Origin of the sequence: Corallococcus carmarthensis, from assembly GCF_003611695.1 — a bacterium.
Lineage (GTDB): Bacteria > Myxococcota > Myxococcia > Myxococcales > Myxococcaceae > Corallococcus > Corallococcus carmarthensis.
Genome location: NZ_RAWE01000163.1, coordinates 1 through 23,022, shown reverse-complemented (window position 1 = coordinate 23,022; position 23,022 = coordinate 1). Strand labels below are relative to the sequence as shown.

General features: G+C 69.2%; 19 protein-coding genes and 1 pseudogene. 15 read left to right on the top strand and 5 right to left on the bottom strand.

The window, feature by feature from the left end; all coding sequences use genetic code 11:
• Positions 1-14: 14 nt before the first annotated feature.
• The 3 genes and pseudogenes from D7X32_RS31570 to D7X32_RS31560 all read left to right on the top strand — a co-directional run.
• Positions 15-356, top strand: a pseudogene (locus D7X32_RS31570) (cation:proton antiporter); the annotation flags it as partial.
• Positions 357-406: 50 nt separating this feature from the next.
• Positions 407-1,027, top strand: a complete 621-nt coding sequence (locus D7X32_RS31565; protein ID WP_120606287.1) for an L-threonylcarbamoyladenylate synthase — start codon at positions 407-409, stop codon at positions 1,025-1,027.
• Positions 1,028-1,050: 23 nt separating this feature from the next.
• The gene (locus tag D7X32_RS31560) at positions 1,051-2,037 is read left to right on the top strand and encodes a hypothetical protein (RefSeq protein ID WP_120606286.1); all 987 of its coding nucleotides are present in this window, start codon (positions 1,051-1,053) and stop codon (positions 2,035-2,037) included.
• A gap of 29 nt (positions 2,038-2,066) precedes the next feature.
• Here D7X32_RS31560 and D7X32_RS31555 read toward each other — a convergent pair whose 3' ends face one another.
• Entirely contained in the window at positions 2,067-2,381 is a 315-nt protein-coding gene (locus tag D7X32_RS31555; RefSeq protein ID WP_147450341.1) for a hypothetical protein, read from the bottom strand.
• 129 nt (positions 2,382-2,510) lie between these two features.
• On the opposite strand from D7X32_RS31555, the gene xerD reads away from it, so the two are divergent.
• The 4 genes from xerD to D7X32_RS31535 all read left to right on the top strand — a co-directional run bounded on the left by xerD (position 2,511) and on the right by D7X32_RS31535 (position 7,996).
• Positions 2,511-3,446 carry a site-specific tyrosine recombinase XerD gene (xerD, locus tag D7X32_RS31550; protein ID WP_120606284.1) on the top strand — a complete coding sequence of 312 codons (936 nt, stop codon included), beginning with the start codon at positions 2,511-2,513 and terminating at the stop codon, positions 3,444-3,446.
• 240 nt (positions 3,447-3,686) lie between these two features.
• Positions 3,687-5,216 carry a hypothetical protein gene (locus D7X32_RS31545; protein WP_147450340.1) on the top strand — a complete coding sequence of 510 codons (1,530 nt, stop codon included), beginning with the start codon at positions 3,687-3,689 and terminating at the stop codon, positions 5,214-5,216.
• Between the two features lie 87 nt (positions 5,217-5,303).
• Positions 5,304-7,187, top strand: a complete 1,884-nt coding sequence (locus D7X32_RS31540) for a hypothetical protein (RefSeq protein ID WP_120606282.1) — start codon at positions 5,304-5,306, stop codon at positions 7,185-7,187.
• A 65-nt stretch (positions 7,188-7,252) separates the two neighbouring features.
• Positions 7,253-7,996 carry a glutathione S-transferase family protein gene (locus D7X32_RS31535; protein WP_120606281.1) on the top strand — a complete coding sequence of 248 codons (744 nt, stop codon included), beginning with the start codon at positions 7,253-7,255 and terminating at the stop codon, positions 7,994-7,996.
• A 6-nt stretch (positions 7,997-8,002) separates the two neighbouring features.
• Here the strand turns inward: D7X32_RS31535 and D7X32_RS31530 are convergent, their stop codons facing one another.
• Positions 8,003-8,386 (bottom strand): hypothetical protein, encoded by a 384-nt coding sequence (locus tag D7X32_RS31530; protein WP_120606280.1) that lies wholly within the window; start codon positions 8,384-8,386, stop codon positions 8,003-8,005.
• Between the two features lie 142 nt (positions 8,387-8,528).
• Here D7X32_RS31530 and sitA5 point away from each other — a divergent pair, with 142 nt between their 5' ends.
• Positions 8,529-9,797 carry a SitA5 family polymorphic toxin gene (gene sitA5 / locus D7X32_RS31525; RefSeq protein WP_120606279.1) on the top strand — a complete coding sequence of 423 codons (1,269 nt, stop codon included), beginning with the start codon at positions 8,529-8,531 and terminating at the stop codon, positions 9,795-9,797.
• Entirely contained in the window at positions 9,794-10,156 is a 363-nt protein-coding gene (locus D7X32_RS31520; RefSeq protein ID WP_120606278.1) for a DUF2019 domain-containing protein, read from the top strand. The genes sitA5 and D7X32_RS31520 overlap by 4 nt, the downstream gene beginning before the upstream one ends.
• Here the strand turns inward: D7X32_RS31520 and D7X32_RS31515 are convergent, their stop codons facing one another.
• The 3 genes from D7X32_RS31515 to D7X32_RS31505 form a co-directional block, all read right to left on the bottom strand.
• On the bottom strand, positions 10,157-11,137 hold the full coding sequence (locus D7X32_RS31515) for an RNA ligase family protein (protein WP_120606277.1): 981 nt from the start codon (positions 11,135-11,137) through the stop codon (positions 10,157-10,159).
• Between the two features lie 74 nt (positions 11,138-11,211).
• Complete coding sequence (locus D7X32_RS31510; protein ID WP_120606276.1) at positions 11,212-12,759, bottom strand: hypothetical protein; 1,548 nt, start codon at positions 12,757-12,759, stop codon at positions 11,212-11,214.
• Positions 12,760-12,856: 97 nt separating this feature from the next.
• Positions 12,857-14,044, bottom strand: coding sequence for a DUF4388 domain-containing protein (locus tag D7X32_RS31505; RefSeq protein ID WP_120606275.1), 1,188 nt, complete (start codon positions 14,042-14,044; stop codon positions 12,857-12,859).
• A 243-nt stretch (positions 14,045-14,287) separates the two neighbouring features.
• Here D7X32_RS31505 and trpS point away from each other — a divergent pair, with 243 nt between their 5' ends.
• The 6 genes from trpS to D7X32_RS47095 all read left to right on the top strand — a co-directional run.
• Positions 14,288-15,301 carry a tryptophan--tRNA ligase gene (gene trpS, locus D7X32_RS31500; protein WP_120606274.1) on the top strand — a complete coding sequence of 338 codons (1,014 nt, stop codon included), beginning with the start codon at positions 14,288-14,290 and terminating at the stop codon, positions 15,299-15,301.
• Positions 15,302-15,503: 202 nt separating this feature from the next.
• Positions 15,504-16,316 carry a segregation and condensation protein A gene (locus D7X32_RS31495; RefSeq protein ID WP_216618252.1) on the top strand — a complete coding sequence of 271 codons (813 nt, stop codon included), beginning with the start codon at positions 15,504-15,506 and terminating at the stop codon, positions 16,314-16,316.
• Positions 16,303-17,304, top strand: a complete 1,002-nt coding sequence (gene scpB, locus D7X32_RS31490; RefSeq protein WP_120606272.1) for an SMC-Scp complex subunit ScpB — start codon at positions 16,303-16,305, stop codon at positions 17,302-17,304. Before D7X32_RS31495 ends, scpB begins: the two co-directional genes overlap by 14 nt.
• A 27-nt stretch (positions 17,305-17,331) precedes the next feature.
• Entirely contained in the window at positions 17,332-19,998 is a 2,667-nt protein-coding gene (locus D7X32_RS31485; protein ID WP_120606271.1) for a pseudouridine synthase, read from the top strand.
• A gap of 97 nt (positions 19,999-20,095) precedes the next feature.
• On the top strand, positions 20,096-22,213 hold the full coding sequence (locus D7X32_RS47885) for a HEAT repeat domain-containing protein (protein ID WP_120606270.1): 2,118 nt from the start codon (positions 20,096-20,098) through the stop codon (positions 22,211-22,213).
• Positions 22,214-23,022: tetratricopeptide repeat protein (locus D7X32_RS47095; RefSeq protein WP_369333697.1), on the top strand; the 809-nt coding region annotated here is incomplete at its 3' end. It abuts the gene before it with no gap.

The window sequence follows — 23,022 nt, the reverse complement described above, 5'->3', positions numbered from 1 at the left end:
GTGTATAAGAGACAGGGGCGGGGCTGCGGCTGGACACGCTGGTGACGGTGGGGCCGGCGGCGCTGCTGCTCGTCGCGCTGCGCGGCCTGGCCATCTGGGCCGCGTGCCGCAGGTTCGCGCCCGCGGAGGACCCGCGCCTCAAGCGCTACCTGTGGATGGGGCTCATCTCCCAGGCGGGCGTGACGTTCGGCCTGGCGGCGCTGGTGTCGCGCACCTTCCCGTCCTTCGGGCCGCAGGTGGAGGTGCTGATCGTGGCGATGATCACCGCGCACGAACTGGTGGGCCCGGTGCTCACCCGGCGCGCCCTGATGGGCAGTGGCGAAATCCGTGCGGAAGAGGCGGGGGGCGGCGCATAGTGGGGGCACACCCCTCACCCGGGGGTGGCCTCTCCCAGGAGCTCCCCGTCATGCCCGCCGCCGCCGCTCCCATCCTCGAGGTGGACGTGGATCATCCCTCACCGCGCCATATCGCACGGGCGGTGGAGATCCTGGAGAAGGGCGGCCTCATCGCCTATCCCACGGACACGTACTACGGGCTCGGCTGTGATTTGAACGCAAAGAAAGCCATTGAGCGGCTGTACCAGCTCAAGGGCCGCGACAAGAAGAAGCCCCTGTCGCTCCTGTGCCCGGACCTGTCGGACGTGGCCCGCTACGCGCACGTGAGCAACTTCGCCTACCGCGCCATGAAGGGGCTCACCCCCGGAGCCTTCACCTTCATCCTGGAGGCCACGCGCCTGGTGCCGGAGGTGATGATGACCAAGCAGAAGCAGGTGGGACTGCGAGTGCCGGACGCCGCCTTGCCCCGCGAGCTGGCGAAAGCGCTCGGCCGCCCGCTCATCACCACGTCCGCGACCCATACCGACGGTACGGTTCTCTCGGACGCTCGGGATATCAAGACGGCCCTGGGGCATGGGCTGGACCTGATTCTTGACGGTGGCGTGACATTGAACGAGCCGTCCACGGTGGTTTCACTGATAGGCGATACGCTTGAAATCCTGAGGCAAGGCAAGGGTAGTCTGGAGTCCTGAAATCCTTTCCAGAGGGGGAAGTCTTGGCCGAGGGGGACTTACCAGCCACGCCAGTCGTCGACTCGCCGGAGCGGGTGCCGGGCGCGCTCGCGCTGCTCGGCCTGTTGGTGTTCCGGCCCATTGATTTGCATTACCGGCTGCGCGAGGCGGGCATCCGTTCGCCGGCGGGCCGCATCGGGCAGCTGTGGCGCGAGCAGGCCGAAGGGGGCCGCGCCGCGGGGGCCTTCGTGGCGCGGATGCTGCTGCTGCTCGTCGTGCTGTCGCCGAGCATCACGGTGCTGGCGGGGCTGGGGCTGCGGCTGATGGGCGTGCCGATGCGCGGCGTGTACCTGGTCTCCGCGGCGCTGTGCACGGCGGTGGGGCTGGTGGTGGCGCTGGTGTCGGGGCTCGCGTCAGGGGTGCTGCTGGGCTCGCTGGCGAGCGTGTCGATGCTGGCGGGGCTGCACGCCGCGGCGGGCGGCGCCTTCGGTCCGGAGTCCGGAGGCGGCGCGGCGATGACGGTGGGCCTGTGCCTGGGCATCGTGTCGGGCCTGTCCGCGGGGAGCATTGGCGGCCTGGCCAGCGGGCGCGGTCCGTCCGTGCGCAACGTGCAGGTGGCGGCCATCGCGACCAGCCTGGTGCCCATGCTGGTGTGGAGCGGGGCCTCGTCGGTGTCCTTCGCGGGCGCGGTGGCGGCCAGCGCGCTGGTGGCGTTCCTGATGTCCGCGTTCCGGCTGCCGTTCTACGCGCTGGAGGTGCTGGCGCAGGCGGTGGCGTACGCGGTGGAGCGCTTCACCGGGAAGCCCACGCTGCGCTGGGTGCCGGTGCGCCATCACAACCTGAGCTACCTGCCGCACCCGTTCCTGGGCCGTCACCTGGCGCTGGCGGTGCGCTCGCGGCCGGCAGAGGTGCTGGCGGTGGCGGACGCGTGCCTGCGCTCGCCGGGCAACATCCTGGTGGGCTGGCCGTGGGTGGTGGAGGCGCTGGAGCGCGCGCACGCGCAGGAAGCCGCCGCCGAACCCCACGCTTGAAGCACGTGGAGCCCGGCGGTCGTCGGGCTTCAGAGCTTCTCGACGTTCGTGACGACCTTCGCTCCCACCTCGTTGGGGGCGTAGCTCAGCTTCACGGAGTCCCCGGCCTTGATGCCCTGGAGCGTCTGCTTGAGCTGGGGCTTCGACGAATCGACCACGTAGGTCAGCGGCGGGGCGGACGCGGTGGCGCCCTCCAACTGGATGCTGGTCGGGCTGATGCTCTTCACCTTGCCCTCCCGGGTCTTCTGCGCCGTCTCCGTGGGCGCGGGCTGCTGCGCCAGCGCTGTCGAGCCCACGCTGCCCAGCGTGAGGACCGCCATCCACATCCATGCCTGTGCACGCATCTTCACTGCTCCTTGTCCTGGGTGACCTGGACAGAGGGTGTCGCCTCTCTCCATTGGAAGGCAACGTCGTGACGGGTGGGCGCGTCAGGGAGTTGCCCTGGAGGGCGTGTCCGGTAGCCTCCGGGGACCATGGAAGGACTGCTCGACGCGTTCATCGCCTTCATCCGCGCGGAGCGGGGCCTGTCCGGCAAGACGGTGGACGCCTACGCGGCGGACCTCACCGTGTACTTCGAGGACCTGCGCTCGCGCGGCAAGGAGGACGTGGCGCGCGTCACCCAGGCGGACGTGCTCGCGCACCTGGTGACGCTGGGCAAGCAGGGCCTGGGGCGCCGCAGCCAGGCGCGGCACCTGGCCGCGCTGCGTGTGTTCCACCGCTTCCTCGTGGCGGAGCGGCTGGCGGACAAGGACCCCACGGAGGACGTGGACACGCCGAAGTCGCCCCGCAAGCTGCCCGTGTTCCTCACGCTGGAGGAGGTGGAGCAGCTGCTCGCCGCGCCCGACGAGCGCACCGTCACGGGCCTGCGCGACAAGGCCATGCTGGAGGTGCTCTACGCCACCGGCCTGCGCGTGACGGAGCTGTGCACGCTGGAGCTCAACAACGTGCAGCTCACGTCCGGCTACCTGGTCACCCGGGGCAAGGGCGCCAAGGAGCGCATCGTCCCGCTGGGGCGCGTGGCCATTGAGAAGGTCCAGGCGTACCTGGCCATGTCGCGGCCGGAGATGCTGGGCAAGCGCGAGGCGAAGGCGCTGTTCGTCACGCCGCGCGGTGAGGGCTTCACGCGGCAGGGCTTCTGGAAGCTGCTCAAGCGCTACGCGCTGAAGGCCGGCATCCTGAAGCCGCTGTCGCCGCACAAGCTGCGGCACTCGTTCGCCACGCACCTGGTGGAGCGCGGCGCGGACCTGCGCGCGGTGCAGCAGATGCTGGGCCACGCGGACCTGGCGACGACGCAGATCTACACGCACGTCAACAGCGCGCGGCTGCGCAAGGTGTACGACGAGTTCCACCCGCGCAGCGACGCGTTCAAGCCGAAGCCCCCGGCGCGCAAGCGCCCGGCCGGGCCGTGATGGCGGGCTGCGCAACGTCCCTTCCGGGGTGAGGAGACCCCTCCCGTGAGCGGGGCGCGGGTCTGCGTCGCGCGGGGACGCAATCGCTTGCGGTGAAGACGCGCCGGAGGCCCGCGCTCGCGCCGTGGACGAGGGTTCCCAGGGGAAACGACGCATTCCGGGGATGTGGATCGCCGTGTGCAGAGCAGGGCGGTGGCGGCGGACATGATGTCCGCATCCCTGTCGAAGGACTGCTCGTCCATGAAGCGTTCTCGCCAATCCCTGATGTCAGGCGTCCTGGGCCTTACCGGCTGCGTGGCGCTGTCCCTCGCCGGCTGCAAGATGCCGGAGGCCAACGCGGCCGAAGCGAAGGCTCCGCCCAAGAAGGCGCCCACCGCCAACGTGGTGCCGGCCTCCGGCGCCGCCCCCGCGGAGGCCAAGGTCCGCACGCCGTTCGCCGTGGCCCGCGAGGCGTTCGAGCGCAACTCGGTGAACGCCAACCCCTTCGCGGACAACAACGGCAATGTTCCGCCGCCCTCGCAGTACCAGGGCCCGCTGTTCAGCCTGAGCCACGACTATCCGCAGTCGCCCGTGGCGCCGCCGGCCAATCCGCCGTGGATCGCCGCGCTCAAGGGGCAGCCCATCTCGAAGACCAACGCCATCGCGTACGTCAACGCGCTGAAGGCCTACATCGCGCCGTCCATGCAGACGCTGCTCTACAACTATCCCCAGTGGGATGCGGCGAAGGCGGGCTGGTACAACGAGCCGTGGCTCGCCTCCATCCGGGAGAGCATCCACGGCACCTACGTGGGCTCCGAGTTCCCCGCGGTCACCTTCGCCGCGTCCGGGCTCAAGGTCGACATGACGACGTACGTGCTGACCTACTACGACAAGGTGGCGGCGTACGCGCTGGGGCAGGTGTGGGGCAAGACGGCCATGAACCCCACGCTCACCAACACGTCCGCGCAGTTCCCGGAAGGCTCCATCGTCATCAAGGTGGCGCTGACCAGCGCGCTGGCCAAGGATTGGCCGGTGATGGAGGGCGCGACGCTGTGGCCCGTCTACGTCACGCCGCCCAACGGCCCGTCGACCGCGCCGCCGCAGGTGATGAACGCGTCGGTGATGCAGTTCGACATCATCGTCAAGGACACCAAGACGGCGCCCAAGACGGGCTGGGTGTTCTCCACGCTCGTCTATGACATGCGCGTGCCGGGCAGCGCGTGGGACAAGATGATCCCCCTGGGCGCGATGTGGGGGGATGATCCGAACGTCAACTCCACGCTCAACCCGGGCATGCCGCTGCAGGAGACGGTCATCAACCCCGCGGCGCCCGAGTACTCCACGGCGACGCTGGGGTGGGGCGGCCGCCTGTCGGGCCCGAACGACGGCGCGGTGGTGGATCCCGCGATCGTCAACGGCAAGCTCGTGCGCAACGTGCAGGCCTCGTCGTGCATGAGCTGCCACAGCGTGGCCGAGTGGCCCATGAAGACCTTCCTCCTGCCCACCACCACGATGCCGCCGACGGTGGGGGGGCCGGACAAGAACGCCCTCGTCCTGGAGCAGCCGGGGTCTCAGGCCTGGATGAAGTGGTTCCAGGACAACCCGGGCAGCGTGCCCCTGGATCCCGGGACGGTGCCCATGGACTTCGACATGGTGTTCGCCTTCAAGTCGCTGCCCGCGTGGCAGGCCGCGACGCAGGGCAACAGCGGCATGAAGGCCTTCGAGGCCCTCGACGCCGTCCGCGGCACCCCGCCCGTCAACCCGCGCGACCTCAAGTACAACGGCCAGTAGGCCCGTGACATCCGGGGCGCGGAGGAGGGCAGGGCACCGCCACTCCGCGCTCCTTCGTTCCAACCGTTTCCTTCACTGGGGGGCCCCATGCCCATCTTCGACAAGGCGATCATCGGCGCCGGTGGCGGTGCCATGTACTACCTCGATGCGCGCATGGGGTCGGACCTCACGACGGGCATCCGGAAGCAGCTCACCGATCAGCTCGGGAAGATCCAGGGCGAGGAGGCCCGGAGGAAGGCGCTCGCGCACCTGCTGTTCGTCGGTGACAAGGACATCGACCTGCAGAAGGCCCCGGAGAACAAGTCGCTGCTGGACCTCACGTCCGAACGGCGCCTGTTCGCGAACACGGTGCTCATCGGCATGACCAACCCGTGGCACATCGACAAGACCGACCAATACACGGGGCGGGGCAGCAACTACGTCGTCAATCACACCCGCCAGGTCATCAGTACCCGGCCGCTCTCCTCGTTCCAGAACAACCAGACCCGGACCAAGGTGAAGGAGGAGTGGCAGAAGGTCTTCAGCACGAGTGATCCCGTGGACAACGAGGAGACCCTGTTCGCGCAGTCCCAGGGCTACACGACCCGCGAGAGCTTCAAGGACGAGTGGCTGGAGGTGATTGGCCGCGCCATGAACCTGGGACTGACCCGCCTCTGGGGACACGTGACGAAGGTCGAATGGAAGGATGCAGGAGGCGAGGACGACAAGCACTTCGAGATCACCTTCACGCCGGCGGAGTTCGAGAAGGTGCATGAGCCCATCAAGGCCCGCGAGCTGCTCCTGATGACGGGCAACGGGAGCTACCTCAAGCCCACGGAGGCCAACGGCATCAAGGCCCCCCAGGGGTGGGAGCAGGACCGGCGGATCATGGACATGGATCAGCTCATGCGCTACCTGGCGACGAGCGGGCAGACGGGCAAGACGATCTGCATCCAGGGCGGAAACGCGGCCATCGACGCGGTCGAGCAGGCCATCCGGTACGGCCACAAGGTGCACTGGCTGGTGCGGTCCGGGGTGAACATCCTCGCCAACTCCCTGCTCGTGAATGCCCCCCAGCTCGCCCAGAACGGGACCCATGTGAACCGGATGGTCACGTCGACCTTCCAGAAGAACGTGGGCTACGCGGAGGTCGAAAGCACCGGAGGCACGACCCTCCAGGTGAAGGCCTTCAAGGTGGAGTCCAACAAGGACAAGACGCTCCTGACCACCCTCGATGACGTGCACATCTACGTCTACTGCATCGGGAACGAGGTGAACGACAGCCCGTCGGGGGTGGCGAAGCTGCTGGTGGACAGCAAGCTCATCGACGTGAAGGCCAGCAAGATCGACGATGCGAAGCTGGAGGCCATCTACGACGAAGGCTGGCTCTTCCGGAGCCTGTCGCGGCGGAAGGGTGCGCTGAAGGAGGCCGCCATCGGGCTGCGCAAGAAGTTCTCCGCGCAATGCCGCGTCGACGTCCTGGGAGCCGCGTCCTTCATGCTGGTCCCGCCGCAAGGCGAGCTCGGGAGCAAGCTGAAGGCCCTGACGAACTATCAGATCCAATCCGTCGCGGACGTGCGCCAGCTCGCGGCGCTCAAGGACGTGATGCGGGCGTACTGCAACAGCCTGAGCGGCGCCTCGCTGGATCCGACGAACGCCAACTTCCTGGGTGGCACGAAGAACGAGATCGCCGCCTTCATCGCCATGCACTACGAGTTCATCCCCCCGGTCGTCGCGGATGAGCTCACCACCTTCCTCATGCTCGTGCGGACGCGGGAGGAGTTCACCAACGGCTACACCGGGGATGAGGTGCGGGGCATCCAGGCGGCCCTGAAGCGGGTCAACGACTACTTCGAGACCCATGAGGACGTCCGGATCTTCCTGGAGAAGAAGATGACCCAGGTGGTGATGGACTACCGGAAGCTGATGCTCGCGCCCTTCCAGGTGGAGATCCCCACCTTGAAGTGGCTGGACATCCACTGGGACAGCTGAGCCGCGCGGGCACGCCGTCACTATCCTGACAGAAGGCTGTCACAGCGCGGGCGCAGGGTGGCCTCATGACCGCGAACGCATCGCTGCCCCTGACCCTGCTGGAACTCGCCGACCCGGGCCTGCCCGGCTTCGAGAGCTACTCTCCCTTCTGCCTGAAGGCCCACCGGGCCCTGAAGTACGCGGGGCTGTCCTATGCGTGCATCCGCGCGGACAACCCGGCGGCTCACCGTCCCCACAGTCCCACGGGCCAGGTGCCGGTGTTGCTGGTGGGGGCGGAGGCGGTGCCGGACTCCACGGACATCCTCGCGCGCATCGAGCAGCTGGTGCCCGGCCGCATCTCGCGGTCCCCGGAGGCACTGCTCTGGGAGGAGTTCGCGGACACCTCCGTGAACGGCTTCCTGGTCGCGGCCCGGTGGGCGGATGACCGCAACTGGCCCGCGACGCGTGCCGCCTTCTTCCGGGCCATGCCGGCGCCGGTGCGCGCGGTGGTTCCGACGCTGCTGCGGCGCAAGCAGGTGCAACGGTTGGTGGCGCGCGACGTCTGGCGCGCGGGTCCGGACGCCTGCTGGCGCCGCTTCGGAGCGCTGCTGGATCAACTGGACGCGCGGGCCCCGGAGCACGGCTTCTGGTTGAACGGTCCGCTCAGCGTGGCGGACCTCGCCCTGTTCGCGCAGTTGCACTGCCTGCGGACGCCGCTCACGCCCTGGCAGGGCGCGGAGGTGGAAAAGCGCAAGCGCTTGAGCGCGTGGCTCGGACGGGTGGATGCAGCGACCCGCACCGTGAGCGTGCCCCTGCGCGCCGCGAGCTGAGCCGCTTCAGCGCACGAAGCCCGCCACGGGGCTTTCAAAGACCTTGCTCACGACGTTCATCGTCCGGAGCCAGGCATGCGCCTCCTCGCCGAGTCGCCCGTAGACGCGCACGTCCACGGGCTTCGCGACGCCGAGGAGGGCCTTGAATTCCGGCCAGCCGGAGATCATCCGGATGTGCTCCATGACCCGGCGCGAGTCCGCGAACGTGATGACCGCGCCCACTTCCGTGTCCTCCGGCCGGGCGTGGAACTGGATGCTGAGCAGGGTGCTCACGCCCTCTGTTTCCAGACGCTGCACCGCGGCTTGAATGGTCGCGGTGAAGACGTCGAAGGCCGCCGTCCGTTCGAGCACCTCCACGAGGGTGATCCGCTCACGGGCTGCCTGCTCCATCTTCCGCGCTCCTTCGCCGGGCTTCTCTTCTGGATACCCATGGCCCGCGGTTCAGGAAACCGCCGCTCTGTCCTTCGGGGCTGGCGCCCAGTTGCCGCCCAGGCTTCCCCTTGGCTCAGTCCACGCGCTAGGGAGGAGGCTCATGGCCTTTCGAGTTCATCTCGCTGTCCTGCTCGTCGCCTTGCTCAGCGCGTGCGCTGCCCCACGGGGCAGGGTGCGGCTGGATGCCGGTGATGGCGCACCCATCGAGTACAGCCCTCCGTCTCCCGTCAGGGCCGTGGCCGTGGGGGCGGATGCCTTCGAGGAGGCACTGACCGCGCTGCTCCTGGCCACGCCCCTGCGCCTCCGGGCTTCTCGGCCGGGCCACTGGGTGCGGGCCTCCTATCCCACGAGCGATGACGACTCCCGAGGGCCGCGGGTGACGGACCGTGGCTTTGGCGGCTTCTGCGAACCGGGGCCCCGTCGAGGCGACTGCATCTCGCTGCTCGAAGACGCGATGGGGTTGAGTGACTGGGACAAGCTGGGCGTGGCGCTGGCCCTGTCCCTGGACCCCCTCAAGGCGAGCATCGCCAGGGCCGTTGAGGACACCCTGGCGCCCCAGCTCTTCTATTCGATGATCGCCACCGGTCTCGTGACCTGGGCAGCGCTGGCCGCGAACCCCGAGCCTGCCTTCACCAAGGCCGCTGCGATCATCTCGGCCCTGCTCTTGATCTACCTGGGGGCGGAGACGTTTCTGGAACTGGTGGATGCGAGTCAGGAGCTGAAGCTCGAGACGAACCAGGCCACCACCTGGGAAGAACTGGATCAGTCCGGTCAACGCTTCGCCGCTCGGGTAGGGCCATCCATCGCGCGGGTCCTCGTCCTCGCGGTCACGGTCGCCGTGAGCCATGGCTTGACCGGTGGCGCGTCGTTGCTGGCGGCCCGGCTTTCGACGCTGCCGAACTTCCCGGGAGGCGCGGCGGTGGCCTCACGCGTTGGCGTCAACGTCGCGAGCCTTGAGCAGGTGAGGGCAGTGTCCGTTTCGGGCGGAGTCATCACGCTCTCCCTTCCGTCCACGGCCGTCGCCATGGTGGCGAAGGGGAGGGGAGCACCTCCGGCCAGTTCCTGGAACTCGTTCAGCGCCCTGAAGCGGGCTCGGGGACCCGCAGGGCCTGGGAAGCAGTGGCACCACATCGTAGAGCAAACAGATGGCAACGTTCAGCGGTTCGGTCCCCAGGCCCTGCACAACACCGAGAACGTGATCGCCATCGACGAAGCCATCCACCAACGGATCAGTGCGTACTACTCGTCCAAGGATTTCTTCACCACGGGAGTACAGACGACCGTGAGGCAATGGTTGAGCAGTCAGTCCGTCCAGGCTCAGCGCGACTTCGGGATGATGATCCTCATGCGCTATGGAGTCATTCCATGAGTGCCCGGAAGTTTCAGAAGGCCAGTATTGAGGAACTCATCCAGTGGTACGCGGAGGGGTCGGTCGCGTACGGACAGGCCTTGGATGCCGCTGATTCGCGGTCCGCCAATCGCGCCAACGACAAGATCTTAGGGGCCTATCAAGAGCTTCGGAGCCGTGGTGCGACGTCCCAACTCATCCCCCTGCTCAAGAGCGAGGACGAAACCCTCCGGACGCATGCTGCCTCCCATGTCCTGGAATTCGCTCCCGAGCTTGGCGAACCGACGTTGCTCTGGCTCGCGAAGCGTCCCGGGCTCGTCGGGTTTCGTGCGGCGTACATCCTCAAAGCCTGGCGCGAGGGCACGCTCAAGTTCCCTTGATCAGGCTCCGCTCCCAGCTGCATCCAGGGCCTGTCGGATGAGTGGCCGGGCAAGCTCGCGAACGCGCGCGGACAGACGTTCCTCGCTCGCGGGGTCCAAGGACTGACACGCGGTAGGGAAGGCCAGCTCCAGGTCCACCCGGACATCCAGCTCGACCTCGCTCACGATGGCCTCCACGTCGGCGCGCCCGCATTTCGAGAGGGCACTGGCGATCCTCGCGGGATTCACCAGGCGGGAGGACCAGTCCTGGAGCTCGGCGATGGACAGCCGCTGGTGGGCATCCCAGGCCGTGCTTTCGTCGAAGCGGGCCTCGTCGAACTCCTCGATCTTCCGCTTGAAGGCGGCGCGCGTGCCGGGCGCCACGGGTTGCTCACTCTTGATGACGAGCCCCTCCGCCCAGTTGTCGGCCAGCGGGGGCAGACCCAGCATCGCGGGGAGCCGCGTCGGCGCTCGCGTAGGGACGGCTTCCAGCTGCGCCCGGGTTCCTCGCGCCACGAGGGGAGGAGCCAGCACCCCGGCGGCCTTCGCGGCCGTCTCCACGTCGCGATGCGAGAGCATCACGCCTTCATCCTCGTCCGACCGGGCCACGAGGATATCGAACAGCACCCAATGCAGGTCCGGTGCGTACCAGATACCCGTCTGGACCGGCATCATTCCCGGCACCGCGGGCACCTCCGGGTGGGGATAACGGCCCCCCAGCAGCTCTCCGTAGAGATAGACGCGCGCGTCCCCCAGCTCCAGCGTCCGGACCGCCTTCAGGGCCGCGTTGCGCAAGGACAGGCGCAGCAGCTGCCAACCAAAGAAGGAGTCCCCCTCCTCGAGCCAGGCCTTGCGCTTGCCAAAGTGCACCGCCCCGTCCTGCACGCCCAGGACGAGCTGCGCGCCATGGAGCTTCTCCAGTGCCACCCAGCTCCCCGAAGGACTGGCCTGCCCCCGTGCATCCCCCGCGGAGGACATCTTCAGGAAGGGTCGAAAGCGCATGGCCTCAGTTTCCGCCCAAATCCCCCAGATTCAAACCGTCCGGCTCCGTCGTCGTCCTGCGCATGGATGAGCGCCTACTTCAATTGCTTCGGAGTCATCTTCAGCTGGATCTGTGCGAGCATCCGCATCAGTCCCGCGACATCGAGCTGGGTTTCGGGAACGTTCTCCGGAGTCGTTTGGAGGCTGGCGATCTCCATCTTCGCGAGCCCTCGAAGTCCCGTTCCCTTGAGGGTCTGCTTCTCCAGGGCGATCCCCAGTTCATTCTTGCCCAGGTTGTGCAACACCGTTCCCTCCAGGAGTTTCGGGTTCGGATGGAAGTTCGTGCACAAGGCGAATCCGAACACCTTGGGGGCCACCACCTCGGTGGACTTCGAGGTGCTGACGAGCCTGGCGTAATACTTCCGGACCAGGACGATGCCGACGGCGAGCGCGGTGCCCGTGGACGTGTAGTCGACGATCACGAGCTTGTTCCCACGGATTCCCCCCAACGGTGGGAGGTACTTCGAGAAGTGCACCGAAATGGCGTCGGCGTACCGCTCCCAGATCGTATCGACCTGCCCCAGCCAGTACTCCACCCCTCCCTTGATGCCGCTCACCGGCAGGTGGAAGATCTGGGACGTGGGGTCGAGGTGCTCCATCGCGATCATGATGGGGGCGGGACTGCCTCCCAGACAGACATAGGCATGGCCTTCGGAGGGGTAGGCCTCCTTGAGCGCCTTGATCACGGCCACGATGTTGCTCCAGCAATCCACCATCAGCATCCGGCCCTTGGCGATCGTCAGGTGGACGGTGCGGGCACGGTCCACCGCGTCCTTGAGGTTCACCCTCTCGAGGAGGTCGTCGACCCAGGTCCGTGTGCGCTTGGACAGGTTGCGCAGCTGCATCAGAGACCAGGGATCCTGAAGGATGAACGGCTTCGGTTTCGAGCCGAACGGCGCCTGGTAGTTCGTCCGCTTCAAGCCGCCCAGGAAGCCGGACTCGAAGACGAACTGGAGCACACGGAGCTTGTAGTCAATGTGCTGGGGAGAGAGTTCCAAGCCACCGACGCGTTCGACGCGGGCAATGGTCAGGGGCGGGGGCGGGTTTCTGCGGCCCTGATGCTCGGAGAGCATCGCCTCCTGCTTCAGCTTGCCCTTCTCGGACTTCCACTTCGTCAGCTTGATGCAGGGGATGACGTATTTCTCGTCGACCTTCGTGGAGACATAGCGAAACGTCGACTCAGCCCACGCGAGCTTTGGACTGGGCTTGAGGACGGCCTCTGCGAGGGCATCGGTCTCCGCTTCATCCAGCTCCGTGTTCGTGCCCTTGAACTTGGCCCAGCTGTCATCCACGAGCTTCTTGTACTTCTCGTGGGTGCTGAGCATTGGGAGGGCCCGGGTGGCGCACAGCAACTGCTCCCAATCCGTGTAGAAGTCCCCGTAGTGGGTCCGGATGATGCACTCAACGGCGGCGGCCAGCGTCACGAGATTGACCGTCGCGTTCTCGGCGGCGAGGGACTTGACGCAGCCGAGCACATCTTCGAGCGGCGGTGGCGGCGCCGTGGCGGGCCACATCTTCAACACGATTTCTGCGATTTCGGCGGGCGAGTATTCCTTGGGCGGCTTCTCGAACTCGATTTTCATTGAAGGCGAGGAAAGGACAGATGTGCATTGACTGGCAAGTCCTCGCCAGAACACAACCCATGAGGGTGTGCCGTCCTGCCATGCGATTGCGCGGGGTTCAGCTCCGGCCCGGGTCCCCCAGGTTCAACCCATAAGGTTCCGTGATCGTCCGCCTCGGCGCGGGCTCCGGCGCACCGGGTGCCAGCGGGGCCACGCGGATCAGCCCCGCGGCCCTCAGCCGCTCCACAGACCGTGACGCGGCCAGCTCACCCATGGCCGCCGTGCGCAACGCCTGACGGATGCTCCGGCTGCCGCGCAGCTTGGAATAGAGATACAGGTCATCCGCCGTCAGATCCGCCGGGGCAGGGCGGGGGATGGGTTCGAACACCAGCCTCCCGTCCAACGCGAACAGCGCGTCACTCAACGACAGCGTCAGCCCCACCTCCGCCTCGCGGTACAGCGCGTGCGCCTCCGGAACCGGCCCCCGCTCCAACACCTGCGCCGCCAACGCCACCGCCAGGTCGTACTTGCGCGATGACAGGAACGCGCGCACCAGCGCCAGGAGCTCCGTGAACTCGGTGGACTCGCCCACCGTCAGCCCCGTGGACCGGTGCGGCGCCAGCGCTCCCCGCCGGTACAGATGCAGCACCCAGCGCGCCGCGAACAGCGGGGCCTCCCTCGCGCTCGCCAGCAATTCGCCCAGCGTCGCGCCGCCCGCCGCCAGATCCAGGAGCACGTCCTCCTCCTCGGAGAAGGTCTCCACCGCGAACTCGCGGAACACGCGGAACGTCGTGTCCAGGCGCGGGAAGATCTCCCGGAACTGCGCCCACTCCTGCACCCGCGCCACCGCGTCCCGGTGCAACGTGGCCAGCGGCAGCCGCAGGCCCACCGCGCGCCCGGACAGGGGCAGGCCCGGCGTGAACTCCACCTCGCCCGACTCCCAGGCGTAGCAGTCGAACAGCGCCTCGCGCGCCTTGTGCTCCATCGCCTCCGTCAGCTGCGACAGCTCCACGAAGCAGCGCTGCACCAGGAACGTGCCGTAGGGCAGGTTCGCCCCTTCGGCCGCCTCGAACGCCGCCGCCGCCCGGGGCGCGTCCAGGATCCGCAGGTTCACCAACACCTGCGCCAGATGCTCCCTCGGATCCGTGGAGGCCACGCCCACCAGGTGCCCGTCCCGCAGGTAGAACTCCCGGCGCACCGCTCCCCGCTCCACCCGCAGCGTCCCCTCCACTCCAGGCGTCGTGAACAGCGGAGGCAACACGAGCTGGAGCCGATAGCTGGCCAGGTTTCCTGTGAACGCTTCCATCCGTTGGCGCCCTCCAAGGCGGGCCACGTGCTGCGCCGGCCGCCAGGGTAGCGGGAGACCTGAGTCCTCTCAACCCATGGAAACTGCTGGGCTTTTCCTGCCCGGGCGAAATGTTCCAGGAGGGCAGGGCACGCGAATGTCAGGCATTGAAAGGGCTCACCTGTCCCAACGGAAGGTTGCAGCACGACGGCGGGTGTGCGAACGAGCCGTGTCCTCCACCCGTCATTCGGAGCGCGAATCGCGATGCGGATTCTCTCAGGCGTCCAGTCGTCCGGAAGGCTGCACATCGGCAACTATTACGGGGCGATGCGGCAGTTCGTGCAGCTCCAGGATCAGGGCGAGGCCTACTACTTCATCGCCAACTACCACGCGCTCACCACCGTCCGGGACCCCAAGCTCGCCCTGGACCTGACGCGCGACGCGGCGCTCACGTACCTGTCGCTGGGCCTGGATCCGAAGAAGGCCGTCCTCTTCCGCCAGAGCGACGTGAAGGAAGTGCTCGAGCTCAACTGGATCCTCGGCACCGTGGTGCCCCAGGCCCACCTGGAGCGCGCGCACAGCTACAAGGACAAGGTCGCCCGCGGCATCAGCCCGGACTTCGGCCTCTATGCGTACCCGGTCCTCATGTCCGCGGACATCCTGCTCTACAGCGCGGACCAGGTGCCGGTGGGCAAGGATCAGATCCAGCACATCGAGTTCGCGCGCGACTGGGCCGTGAAGTTCAACACCCAGTACGTCCCCGGCTACGACCCGGCGGATCCGGAAGGCAAGGAGCGGGGCCACGCGCCCGGCATCCTCAAGCTCCCTGCCGCCTTCGTGCAGGAGAGCGCCGCCACGGTGCCCGGCATCGACGGACAGAAGATGTCCAAGTCCTACGGCAACACGCTGGAGCTGTTCGGCGACGAGAAGGACATCAAGAAGCGCATCATGTCCATCAAGACGGACTCCACGCCCGTGGACGCGCCCAAGCCCACCGTGGACGCGCCGCTCTACGACCTGCTCAAGCTGATGCTCCCGCCCGGTGAGTTCTCCGACGTGGACGCGTCCTGGAAGGCCGGCGGCAAGGGCTACGGCGACTTCAAGAAGAAGCTCCTGGAGGCCTTCCACGTCACCTTCGGCCCCGCCCGCCAGCGCCGGCAGGAACTGCTCAATGACCCCGGGGAGCTGGAGCGCATCCTCCAGGACGGCGCCCAGCGCGCCCGGGCGGAAGCCACCCGCCTGATGGACCAGGTGAGACGGGCCGTGGGAATCCCCTGAACGCCCGTTCCTGTTCAAATGTTTGACCCCCCTGGGAGGCATTGCTAAGGAGGTCTGTCCCCCCGGCGCGCGCTAAAGGCCGGAATTTCGGACCCTTTCGCATGACGAAGTTCCCATCCCCCCAGAAGGACGCCGGCCGGTGAGCGAAGGTCGCAAGCCCCCACCGCCCGACGACCTCCCGCCGGACCCCGACGGGGAGGGATTGCCGCGCACGCCCGGAGACGCCTTCCGGGTGGCGCTGCCCAACTTCGAGGGTCCCCTGGACCTGCTGCTCCATCTGATCAAGGAGCATCGGGTCGACATCTTCGACATCCCGCTGGCGCTGATCACCGGCAAGTACCTCGAGTACCTGGAGCGGATGCGGGAGCTGAACCTGGACATCGCCGGGGAGTTCCTGGTGATGGCCTCCACGCTCGCCCACCTCAAGAGCCGCATGCTCCTGCCCCGGCAGGACGCGGCCCAGGTGCCGGAAGGGGCGGACGCGCTCGCGGCGGTGGAGGAGGCGCAGGACCCTCGCGCGGAGCTGGTGCGCCGACTGTTGGAGTACCAGAAGTACAAGGACGCCGCGGAGCACCTGGCCAAGCAGGACATCCTGGACCGGGACGTGTTCGCCCGGAAGGTGCCCGTGGAGGCAGTCCCCATCCCGGAAGACGAGGTGGGGCTCCAGGAGATTTCCGTCCTCAAGCTGGTGGAGGCGCTCGACCGGGTGCTCGAGCGGCTGACGCCCAAGGTGCAGCACGAGGTGGTGCTGGAGCGCGTGAGCCTGTCGGAGGCCATCCTCCGGTTGGCGGAGCGGGTGCGCAAGGACGGGCAGGTGGTGTTCGAGGCGCTGTTCACGGAGGCGGCCACGCGCCAGGAGGTGGTCATCACCTTCATCGCCATGCTGGAGATGGTGAAGCGCCGCCTCATCAAGGTCTTCCAGGAGGAGCCCCTGGGCCCCATCCAGGTGACGCCCAACGGGGATGCGCTGGAGAAGCTCCTCCCCACGGAGGTCGACGAGAGTGACTACCGGTAACGGTCCCGACGACGGTGACGAGACGCCCGCCCCTGGCACGCCCGGCGGCCCCGGACAGTTCTCCGAGGAGGAGATCGCCGCCGTCACCGGCCCAGGCCCCGACGACGCGGAGCTGGACGGGGTGGAGGCGGCCGCCATCGAGGAGGACTCGGACGACACCGAGAACGTCCCGGACCTGCAGTCCTCCTTCGAGAAGCTGCTCGCCAAGAGCCGCAACCTCTCCCCGGACCGCATCCGCACCGTGCTGGAGAGCGTGCTCTTCGTGGCGGAGCGGCCCCTGTCCGTGGACGAGCTGTATCAGGCCACCGGCATCCCCCGGGAGCCCATCCTCCAGGCGATGGATCAGCTCTCCGGCATCCACAGGGAGGGCATCAGCGGCGTCGTCCTCTACGAGGTGGCGGGCGGGTGGCAGTTCCGCACGGACCCCCATTCCGCGGAGTACGTCCGGCGCTACCTCCGGGTGAAGCCGCAGCGGCTCACCCGGGCGGCGGTGGAGACGCTGGCCATCATCGCGTACCGCCAGCCCGTCACCCGGCCGGAGCTGGAAGACATCCGCGGCGTGGACTGCGGCGCGGTGCTCAAGGCGCTGATGGACCGCAAGCTGGTGAAAATCCTGGGCAAGCGGGAAGAAGTCGGCCGCCCCATTCTTTATGGAACCACGCGCGAGTTCCTGGAGTTCTTCGCGCTGAAGGACCTCTCCGCGCTGCCCACGCTCCGTGAATTCCATGAATTGACCCAGGAGCACCGGGACATCGTGGAGAAGGAGGCGGCGCCGCCGGCACCGAAGGCGGAGGGGACGGTGGCGGCGCTGTCGGACCCGAACTTCACGAAGCGGATGGAGAAGAACGAGGCGGCCAGTGAGGCCGCCTTGGAGGAACTGGAGGAGGCCATGGCCGCCGCGGAGCGGAGCCAGAAGGTCAGTGCCAGCATCCTGGAAAGCCCCCCTTCGCCCGAGAAGGGTGATAGCGAGGGGCCCAAGCCCGAGTGACGGGCGGCAACTGGAAGAAGGCAAGGCATGGCGGCGGAACGTTTGCAGAAGTACCTGGCTCGCGCGGGAGTGGCTTCGCGCCGGCACGCGGAAGAACTCATCACCTCCGGTCGCGTCGGAGTGAACAACGAGACGGTCACGGAGCTGGGCAGCCGGGTGGAGCCCGGCACGGACCTGGTGACCGTGGATGGGAAGCTCGTCACGCCGCCGGAAGAATCGTCGTACTACCTGCTCTACAAGCCCGTGGGCGTCGTGACGACGCTGTCGGATCCGCAGGGCCGGCCCACGGTGGCCAACTACTTGGAGGAGACGGGCCGCCGCCTGTTCCCCGTGGGCCGTCTGGACTACGACGCTGAAGGAGCGCTGCTCTTCACGGATGACGGGGCGCTGGCGCACAAGCTCACGCACCCCAGCTTCCAGGTGCCTCGCTCGTACCTGGCGAAGGTGAAGGGCGTGCCGGACATGCCCACGCTGGAGAAGCTGCGCGGTGGCGTGCGGTTGGAAGACGGCATGGCCACGCCGGTGTCGGTGGACATCTTCGAGAAGGCCGAGCGCAACACCTGGCTGAAGATCGTCGTGGCGGAAGGCCGTCCGCACCTCATCAAGCGCCTGTGCGCGGCGGTGGGGCACCCGGTGGTGCGCCTGTTCCGTCCGAACTACGCGGGTGTGGGCGTGGAGGGACTGCGCCCCGGCGAGCTGCGGCCGCTGAAGCTCGCCGAGGTGCTCCAGCTCACGGAGGTGGCCGAGGGCCGCGCACAGCCCGCCGCCTCGGAGCTGAAGCTGCCGCCGCGCCGTCACGGGCGTTCCGCGCCGGGCTTCAACGGGCCGGACGACGACGATGTCGAGCTGTCCATGGACGACGACGCGCCGGTGGCGCCGCGCAAGACGGAGCGCGCGGCCAAGAAGGCTCCGACGGGGCCGAAGACCCGCGAGGCGCGTCCGGAGCGCAAGGAGTGGAAGGGCGTGCAGGACGGTGGCACGCGTCCGCCGAAGTTCGCGAAGCGCGGGGCGACGCTGGACGCGGCGGATGACGCGGACGCGGATGTGGACCTGGAGGGCGTGCCGTCGTTCGATGACGACGGTGAGGAAGTGACGGAGTCCGACGCCGCCGAGGGCGCCACCTACGGCAAGGCCGCTCGTGGCGCGGGCCGTACCGGCAAGCCGGCGCGGGAGAGCGCCGAGGGCGGTGCGTCGCGCGGCGGTGGCCGTTTCGGCAAGCCGGCGGGCGCGGGCCGTGGTGGTGAGGATGCGCCGCGTGGGCGTTTCGGCAAGCCCGCGGGCCGTGGTGGCGACGAGGGTGGTGCTCCGCGCGGCCGCAGCTTCGGCAAGCCCGCGGGCCGTGGCGGTGAAGAGGGCAGCGCGCCTCGTGGCCGCAGCTTCGGCAAGCCCGCCGGTGCGGGTCGTTCCGAGGGTGGCGCGCCGCGCGGTGGCAGCCGCTTCGGCGGCGAAGAGGGTGGTGCTCCTCGCGGCCGTAGCTTCGGCAAGCCCGCCGGTCGTTTCGGTGCGGAGGGCGGTGCTCCTCGTGGCCGCGGCTTCGGCAAGCCCGCCGGTGCGGGTCGTGGCGGTGACGACGCTCCTCGTGGCCGCAGCTTCGGCAAGCCCGCCGGTGCGGGTCGTGGCGGTGACGACGCTCCTCGTGGCCGCAGCTTCGGCAAGCCCGCGGGTCGCTTCGGTGACGAAGGCGGTGCTCCTCGCGGCCGCGGCTTCGGCAAGCCCGCCGGTGCGGGTCGTGGCGGTGACGAGCGCGCCCCTCGGGGTCGCTCCTTCGGCGGTGACGAGGGCGGTGCTCCTCGCGGTCGCAGCTTCGGCAAGCCCGCCGGTCGCTTCGGTGATGAGGGCGGTGCTCCTCGCGGTCGCAGCTTCGGCAAGCCCGCCGGTGCAGGTCGCTCCGAGGGCGGTGCCCCTCGCGGTGGCAGCCGCTTCGGCGGCGAAGAGGGCGGCGCGCCTCGCGGCCGTAGCTTCGGCAAGCCCGCCGGTCGCTTCGGTGACGAGGGCGGCGCTCCTCGCGGTCGCAGCTTCGGCAAGCCCGCCGGTGCGGGCCGTGGCGGTGACGAGCGCGCCCCCCGGGGTCGCTCCTTCGGCGGTGACGAGGGCGGTGCGCCTCGTGGTCGCAGCTTCGGCAAGCCCGCGGGCCGCTTCGGTGACGAGGGCGGTGCTCCTCGTGGCCGCAGCTTCGGCAAGCCCGCGGGCCGCTTCGGCAAGCCCGCCGGTGCGGGTCGTTCCGAGGGTGGCGCGCCTCGTGGCCGCAGCTTCGGTAGCGGAGAGGGTGGTGCCCCTCGTGGCGGCGCCCGCTTCGGCAAGCCCGCGGGCCGCTTCGGTGCGGAGGGCGGTGCCCCTCGCGGTGGCAGCCGCTTCGGCAAGCCGGCGGGTGCGGGTGGCGCCCCTCGCGGCGACCGTCCGGAGCGCCGTGAATGGAAGCCTCGCGGCGAGTCCGCGGGCCGTCCCGAGCGCCGGGATTTCAAGCCCCGCGGCGAGGCCTCCGGCAGCCGGTCTCGCGGCGGCGGGGAGTCCGCGCCCAGCGGCTCCGGCGAGCGCATCGTCCGCGCGGGCGTGAAGAAGGCGCCCCCGGGTGAGAGCGGCGGCTACCAGGATTTCAAGGAGCGCAAGACTCGCGACTCCGAGCCGCGCTGGAGCAGCAAGGCGCCTCGGGGAGGGGCAGGCCGTCCGCCCCCCCGCGGTGGCCGCTCCCGCTAGAACATCCATCCTCCTGGGTCGCTCCGTCGGTGGGCGGCCCGGGAGGGCGTTGATATAACCGCCGCCTACCTCCACCGTCCGCCGCTCCGGGAGAACGATGCGAATCCGCGTGCGACCCCTCTTCCTCGCCCTGACCCTGCTCGTCGGGTGCAATGGCAACCGGGATCAGCTCCTCGCGGAGATCCAGGACCCCCGTCCCGAAATCCGCGCCGCCGCCGTGAAGAAGCTGGCCGCGCAGAACAACGCGGACGACCTGGTCCTCTTCACCCGCGCAGCCAAGGACCTCTCCGCCATCGTGCGAGGTGAAGCCGCCGGCGCGCTCGGGGAGAGCCAGGATCCGCGCGTCGTGGATCTGCTCGGGGAGCTCCTGGAGGACACGGACGAAGCCGTGCAGGGACAGGCCGCCCTGGCGCTCGCCAAGGTGAAGAACGACAAGGCCAAGGCGTACCTCACGCTCCAGTACGGACGGCGGGGCCGCGCCACGCGAAAGATCATCGTCCAGGCCCTCAAGAGCACCAACGTCCCCGGCGCCATGGCCTCCGTCGTCGCCGCCGAATCCAAGGGCCTCTGGGAGCGCAACCTCCTGGCCCTCACCGAGGGCGCGCTCCCCGAACGCGTGGGCGCCGCCGAGGAGCTGGGCAAGAGCGGTAGGGCGGAGGCCGTGAACCGGCTGCTGCCCATGGTGCGCGACAGCCAGGTCATCCTCGCCGCCGCCGCCGTGCGCGGGCTGGGCGACGCAGGCGACACCCGCGCGGTGGCGCCCATCGCGCTGCTCCTCGACGAGAGCTTCCCGGAGCTGCGCGAGTCCGCCATCGGCGCGCTGATGAAGCTGCAGGACCCGGCCGCCGCCACGAAGCTCCAGGCGGTGGCGGTGGAGAAGAGCGCGGTGAGCCCGCTGGCCACCGAAGCCATCCTGACCTTCCCGCGCACGCCCATGACGGACGCCGCGTTGTGCGCCATCGCGCTCGACGGCGCCCGGGACGAGGCCCTGGATGCAGGCCGCGCCATGCGTTCGCGAGGCGGCTGCCCGGCGGACCCCATCGCGGAGCGGCTGTCGCGGCCGGCCTCCGCGGCGTCGGGCCTCCAGGCGGTGACGGGTCTGGGCCCCGCGGCGCAGGCGCTGCTGCCCAAGGTGACACCGTGGCTCAACCAGCCGGACGTGGCCCTGCGCTCGCTGGCGGTCGAGGCGGTGACGCACGTGCGCGACGCTTCCGTGGTGCCCGTCATCCAGAAGCTCTACGAGCAGGAGGTCGCCGGACTCACGGCGCTCCGCGCGGACTGGATCCCGCAGGTGCTGCCGCAGAAGTACAGCACGGACCTGGATCCGTCGGCCCCGCGTCCGGAGGCGGCGAAGGTCAAGGATGACAACCGGTCCGCCAAGCACGCGCAGCTCTTCGAGCGGCTCCAGGCGCTGAACGCGGCCCGCGCCAAGGAGGCAGGGCGTGTGGTGGTGCCGCCGCGAGTCCCCTCGGAGCTGAGCGACGACGTGGAGCCCGCGAAGTTGCAGCCGCTGGCCACGCTGCTCACCGCGCTGGGCGCGCTCAAGGCGCCCGGGGCGCTGGAGATCCTCAAGGGCTACGCGGAGGACGCGAGCCCCGTGCTGCGCGCGGCGGCGCTGGTGGGGCTCACGTCCGTGGGACCCGAGGGCATCGAAGTGGCCCGCGCGGCGCTGCTGGAGCCCGACCGCGAGCTGCAGAAGACGCTGGCGCTGGCGCTGGCGGAGCAGGGTGAAGCGGGGCAGCTCGCGCTGGTGGCATCGCTGCCGAAGATGGGCAGCGAGAAGCTGGTGGTCCTGGATGCGCTGAAGCGCGTGGGCGCGCCGCCCGCGTCCGCGTCGGAGGCGTTGCAGGGCGTGGTGAAGGAGGGTGGGGCGGAGGCGGCGCTCGCGGCGCAGCTGCTGGGGCGGATGGGCGCGAAGGACGCGGTGCCCACGCTGCTCAAGGCGCTGGACGACTCCAACAGCGTGGCCCGGCGGGACGTGCTGCTGGCGCTGGGGGCCATTGGCGACGCGAAGTCCGCGGAGGTGGTGGGGCGCGACCTGTACCACGACCTGCCGGAGATCCGCGCCGCGGCGGCCACGGCGCTGCGCAAGATGAACACCGGCGCGGAGGCCGAGCCGCTGGACGCGCTGAAGGGCGACTACTTCCGGGAGGTGCGCGTCGCGGCGGGCGCCTCCGCGACGAAGGAAGGCACGGCGGCCGGCGGGGCGCAGTGAATGGAGCTCCGCGCGCTCAAGGACAAGGCGACGGAGGCCTTCAGCAAGGGCCGCTTCGCCAAGGCCGCAGAGTTGTACGAGGACTACTGCCAGGCGGATCCGAAGGACCACCAGAGCCGGCTGCGCATGGGCGACGCGTGGGCCAAGGCCGGCCAGCGTGACCGCGCTGTCTCCGCGTACCAGTCCGCGGCGGAGGGCTTCGCGAAGGAAGGGTTCCTGCCGCGAGCCATCGCCGCGAGCAAGCTGATCCTCGAGCTGGATCCGGCCCATCAGGGTGTGCAGCAGATGCTCGCGGACCTGTACGCGCGAAGGGGCACGCCGGCCACGTCCCGGGCGAAGCCGAAGGACGCCGCGGCCCAGCTCACCTCCGCGAGCCTCGTCACCCAGCGCGAGGCCTCGTCCACCCCGACGCCTGGCACCGAGACATCCGCACCGAAGGCAGCGCCTCCCGCCCCCCTGGAAGCCGCGGGCGCGCCGGTGGACCTGTCGGAGTCACTCCCCCCCGAGCTTGTCCTCGGCCACACGCCCACTGCTGAAACACCAAGGGTCTCCAGCCCCGTCGCGGCTGACACCGAGGTGGTCCTCTCCGTCGAAGTGGAGATCGAGCCCACGCGGGACGAGCCCATTGGGGACCTGACGCCCGAAGCAGCCCCTGCGCCCGAAGCAGCCCCTGCGCCCGAAGCAGCCCCTGCGCCCGAAGCAGCGGAGGCGCCCGCCATCGAGGCTGCCGCGCCCGCCGTCGCAAGCCCCATCCCCGCGCCCGCCGTCGCGAGCCCCATCCCTACGCCCTCCGCCGCACCGGCACCGAC

What these genes read in the sequence shown, in the direction of transcription:
- D7X32_RS31520 (WP_120606278.1), top strand. Translation starts at nt 9,794, where the DNA reads ATGAGTGCCCGGAAGTTTCAGAAGGCCAGTATTGAGGAACTCATCCAG.
- D7X32_RS31535 (WP_120606281.1), top strand. Translation starts at nt 7,253, where the DNA reads ATGACCGCGAACGCATCGCTGCCCCTGACCCTGCTGGAACTCGCCGAC.
- D7X32_RS31545 (WP_147450340.1), top strand. Translation starts at nt 3,687, where the DNA reads ATGAAGCGTTCTCGCCAATCCCTGATGTCAGGCGTCCTGGGCCTTACC.
- D7X32_RS31530 (WP_120606280.1), bottom strand. Translation starts at nt 8,386, where the DNA reads ATGGAGCAGGCAGCCCGTGAGCGGATCACCCTCGTGGAGGTGCTCGAA.
- D7X32_RS31565 (WP_120606287.1), top strand. Translation starts at nt 407, where the DNA reads ATGCCCGCCGCCGCCGCTCCCATCCTCGAGGTGGACGTGGATCATCCC.
- trpS (WP_120606274.1), top strand. Translation starts at nt 14,288, where the DNA reads ATGCGGATTCTCTCAGGCGTCCAGTCGTCCGGAAGGCTGCACATCGGC.
- sitA5 (WP_120606279.1), top strand. Translation starts at nt 8,529, where the DNA reads ATGGCCTTTCGAGTTCATCTCGCTGTCCTGCTCGTCGCCTTGCTCAGC.
- D7X32_RS31515 (WP_120606277.1), bottom strand. Translation starts at nt 11,137, where the DNA reads ATGCGCTTTCGACCCTTCCTGAAGATGTCCTCCGCGGGGGATGCACGG.
- D7X32_RS31485 (WP_120606271.1), top strand. Translation starts at nt 17,332, where the DNA reads ATGGCGGCGGAACGTTTGCAGAAGTACCTGGCTCGCGCGGGAGTGGCT.
- D7X32_RS31510 (WP_120606276.1), bottom strand. Translation starts at nt 12,759, where the DNA reads ATGAAAATCGAGTTCGAGAAGCCGCCCAAGGAATACTCGCCCGCCGAA.
- xerD (WP_120606284.1), top strand. Translation starts at nt 2,511, where the DNA reads ATGGAAGGACTGCTCGACGCGTTCATCGCCTTCATCCGCGCGGAGCGG.
- D7X32_RS31505 (WP_120606275.1), bottom strand. Translation starts at nt 14,044, where the DNA reads ATGGAAGCGTTCACAGGAAACCTGGCCAGCTATCGGCTCCAGCTCGTG.
- D7X32_RS47885 (WP_120606270.1), top strand. Translation starts at nt 20,096, where the DNA reads ATGCGAATCCGCGTGCGACCCCTCTTCCTCGCCCTGACCCTGCTCGTC.
- D7X32_RS31540 (WP_120606282.1), top strand. Translation starts at nt 5,304, where the DNA reads ATGCCCATCTTCGACAAGGCGATCATCGGCGCCGGTGGCGGTGCCATG.
- D7X32_RS31555 (WP_147450341.1), bottom strand. Translation starts at nt 2,381, where the DNA reads ATGCGTGCACAGGCATGGATGTGGATGGCGGTCCTCACGCTGGGCAGC.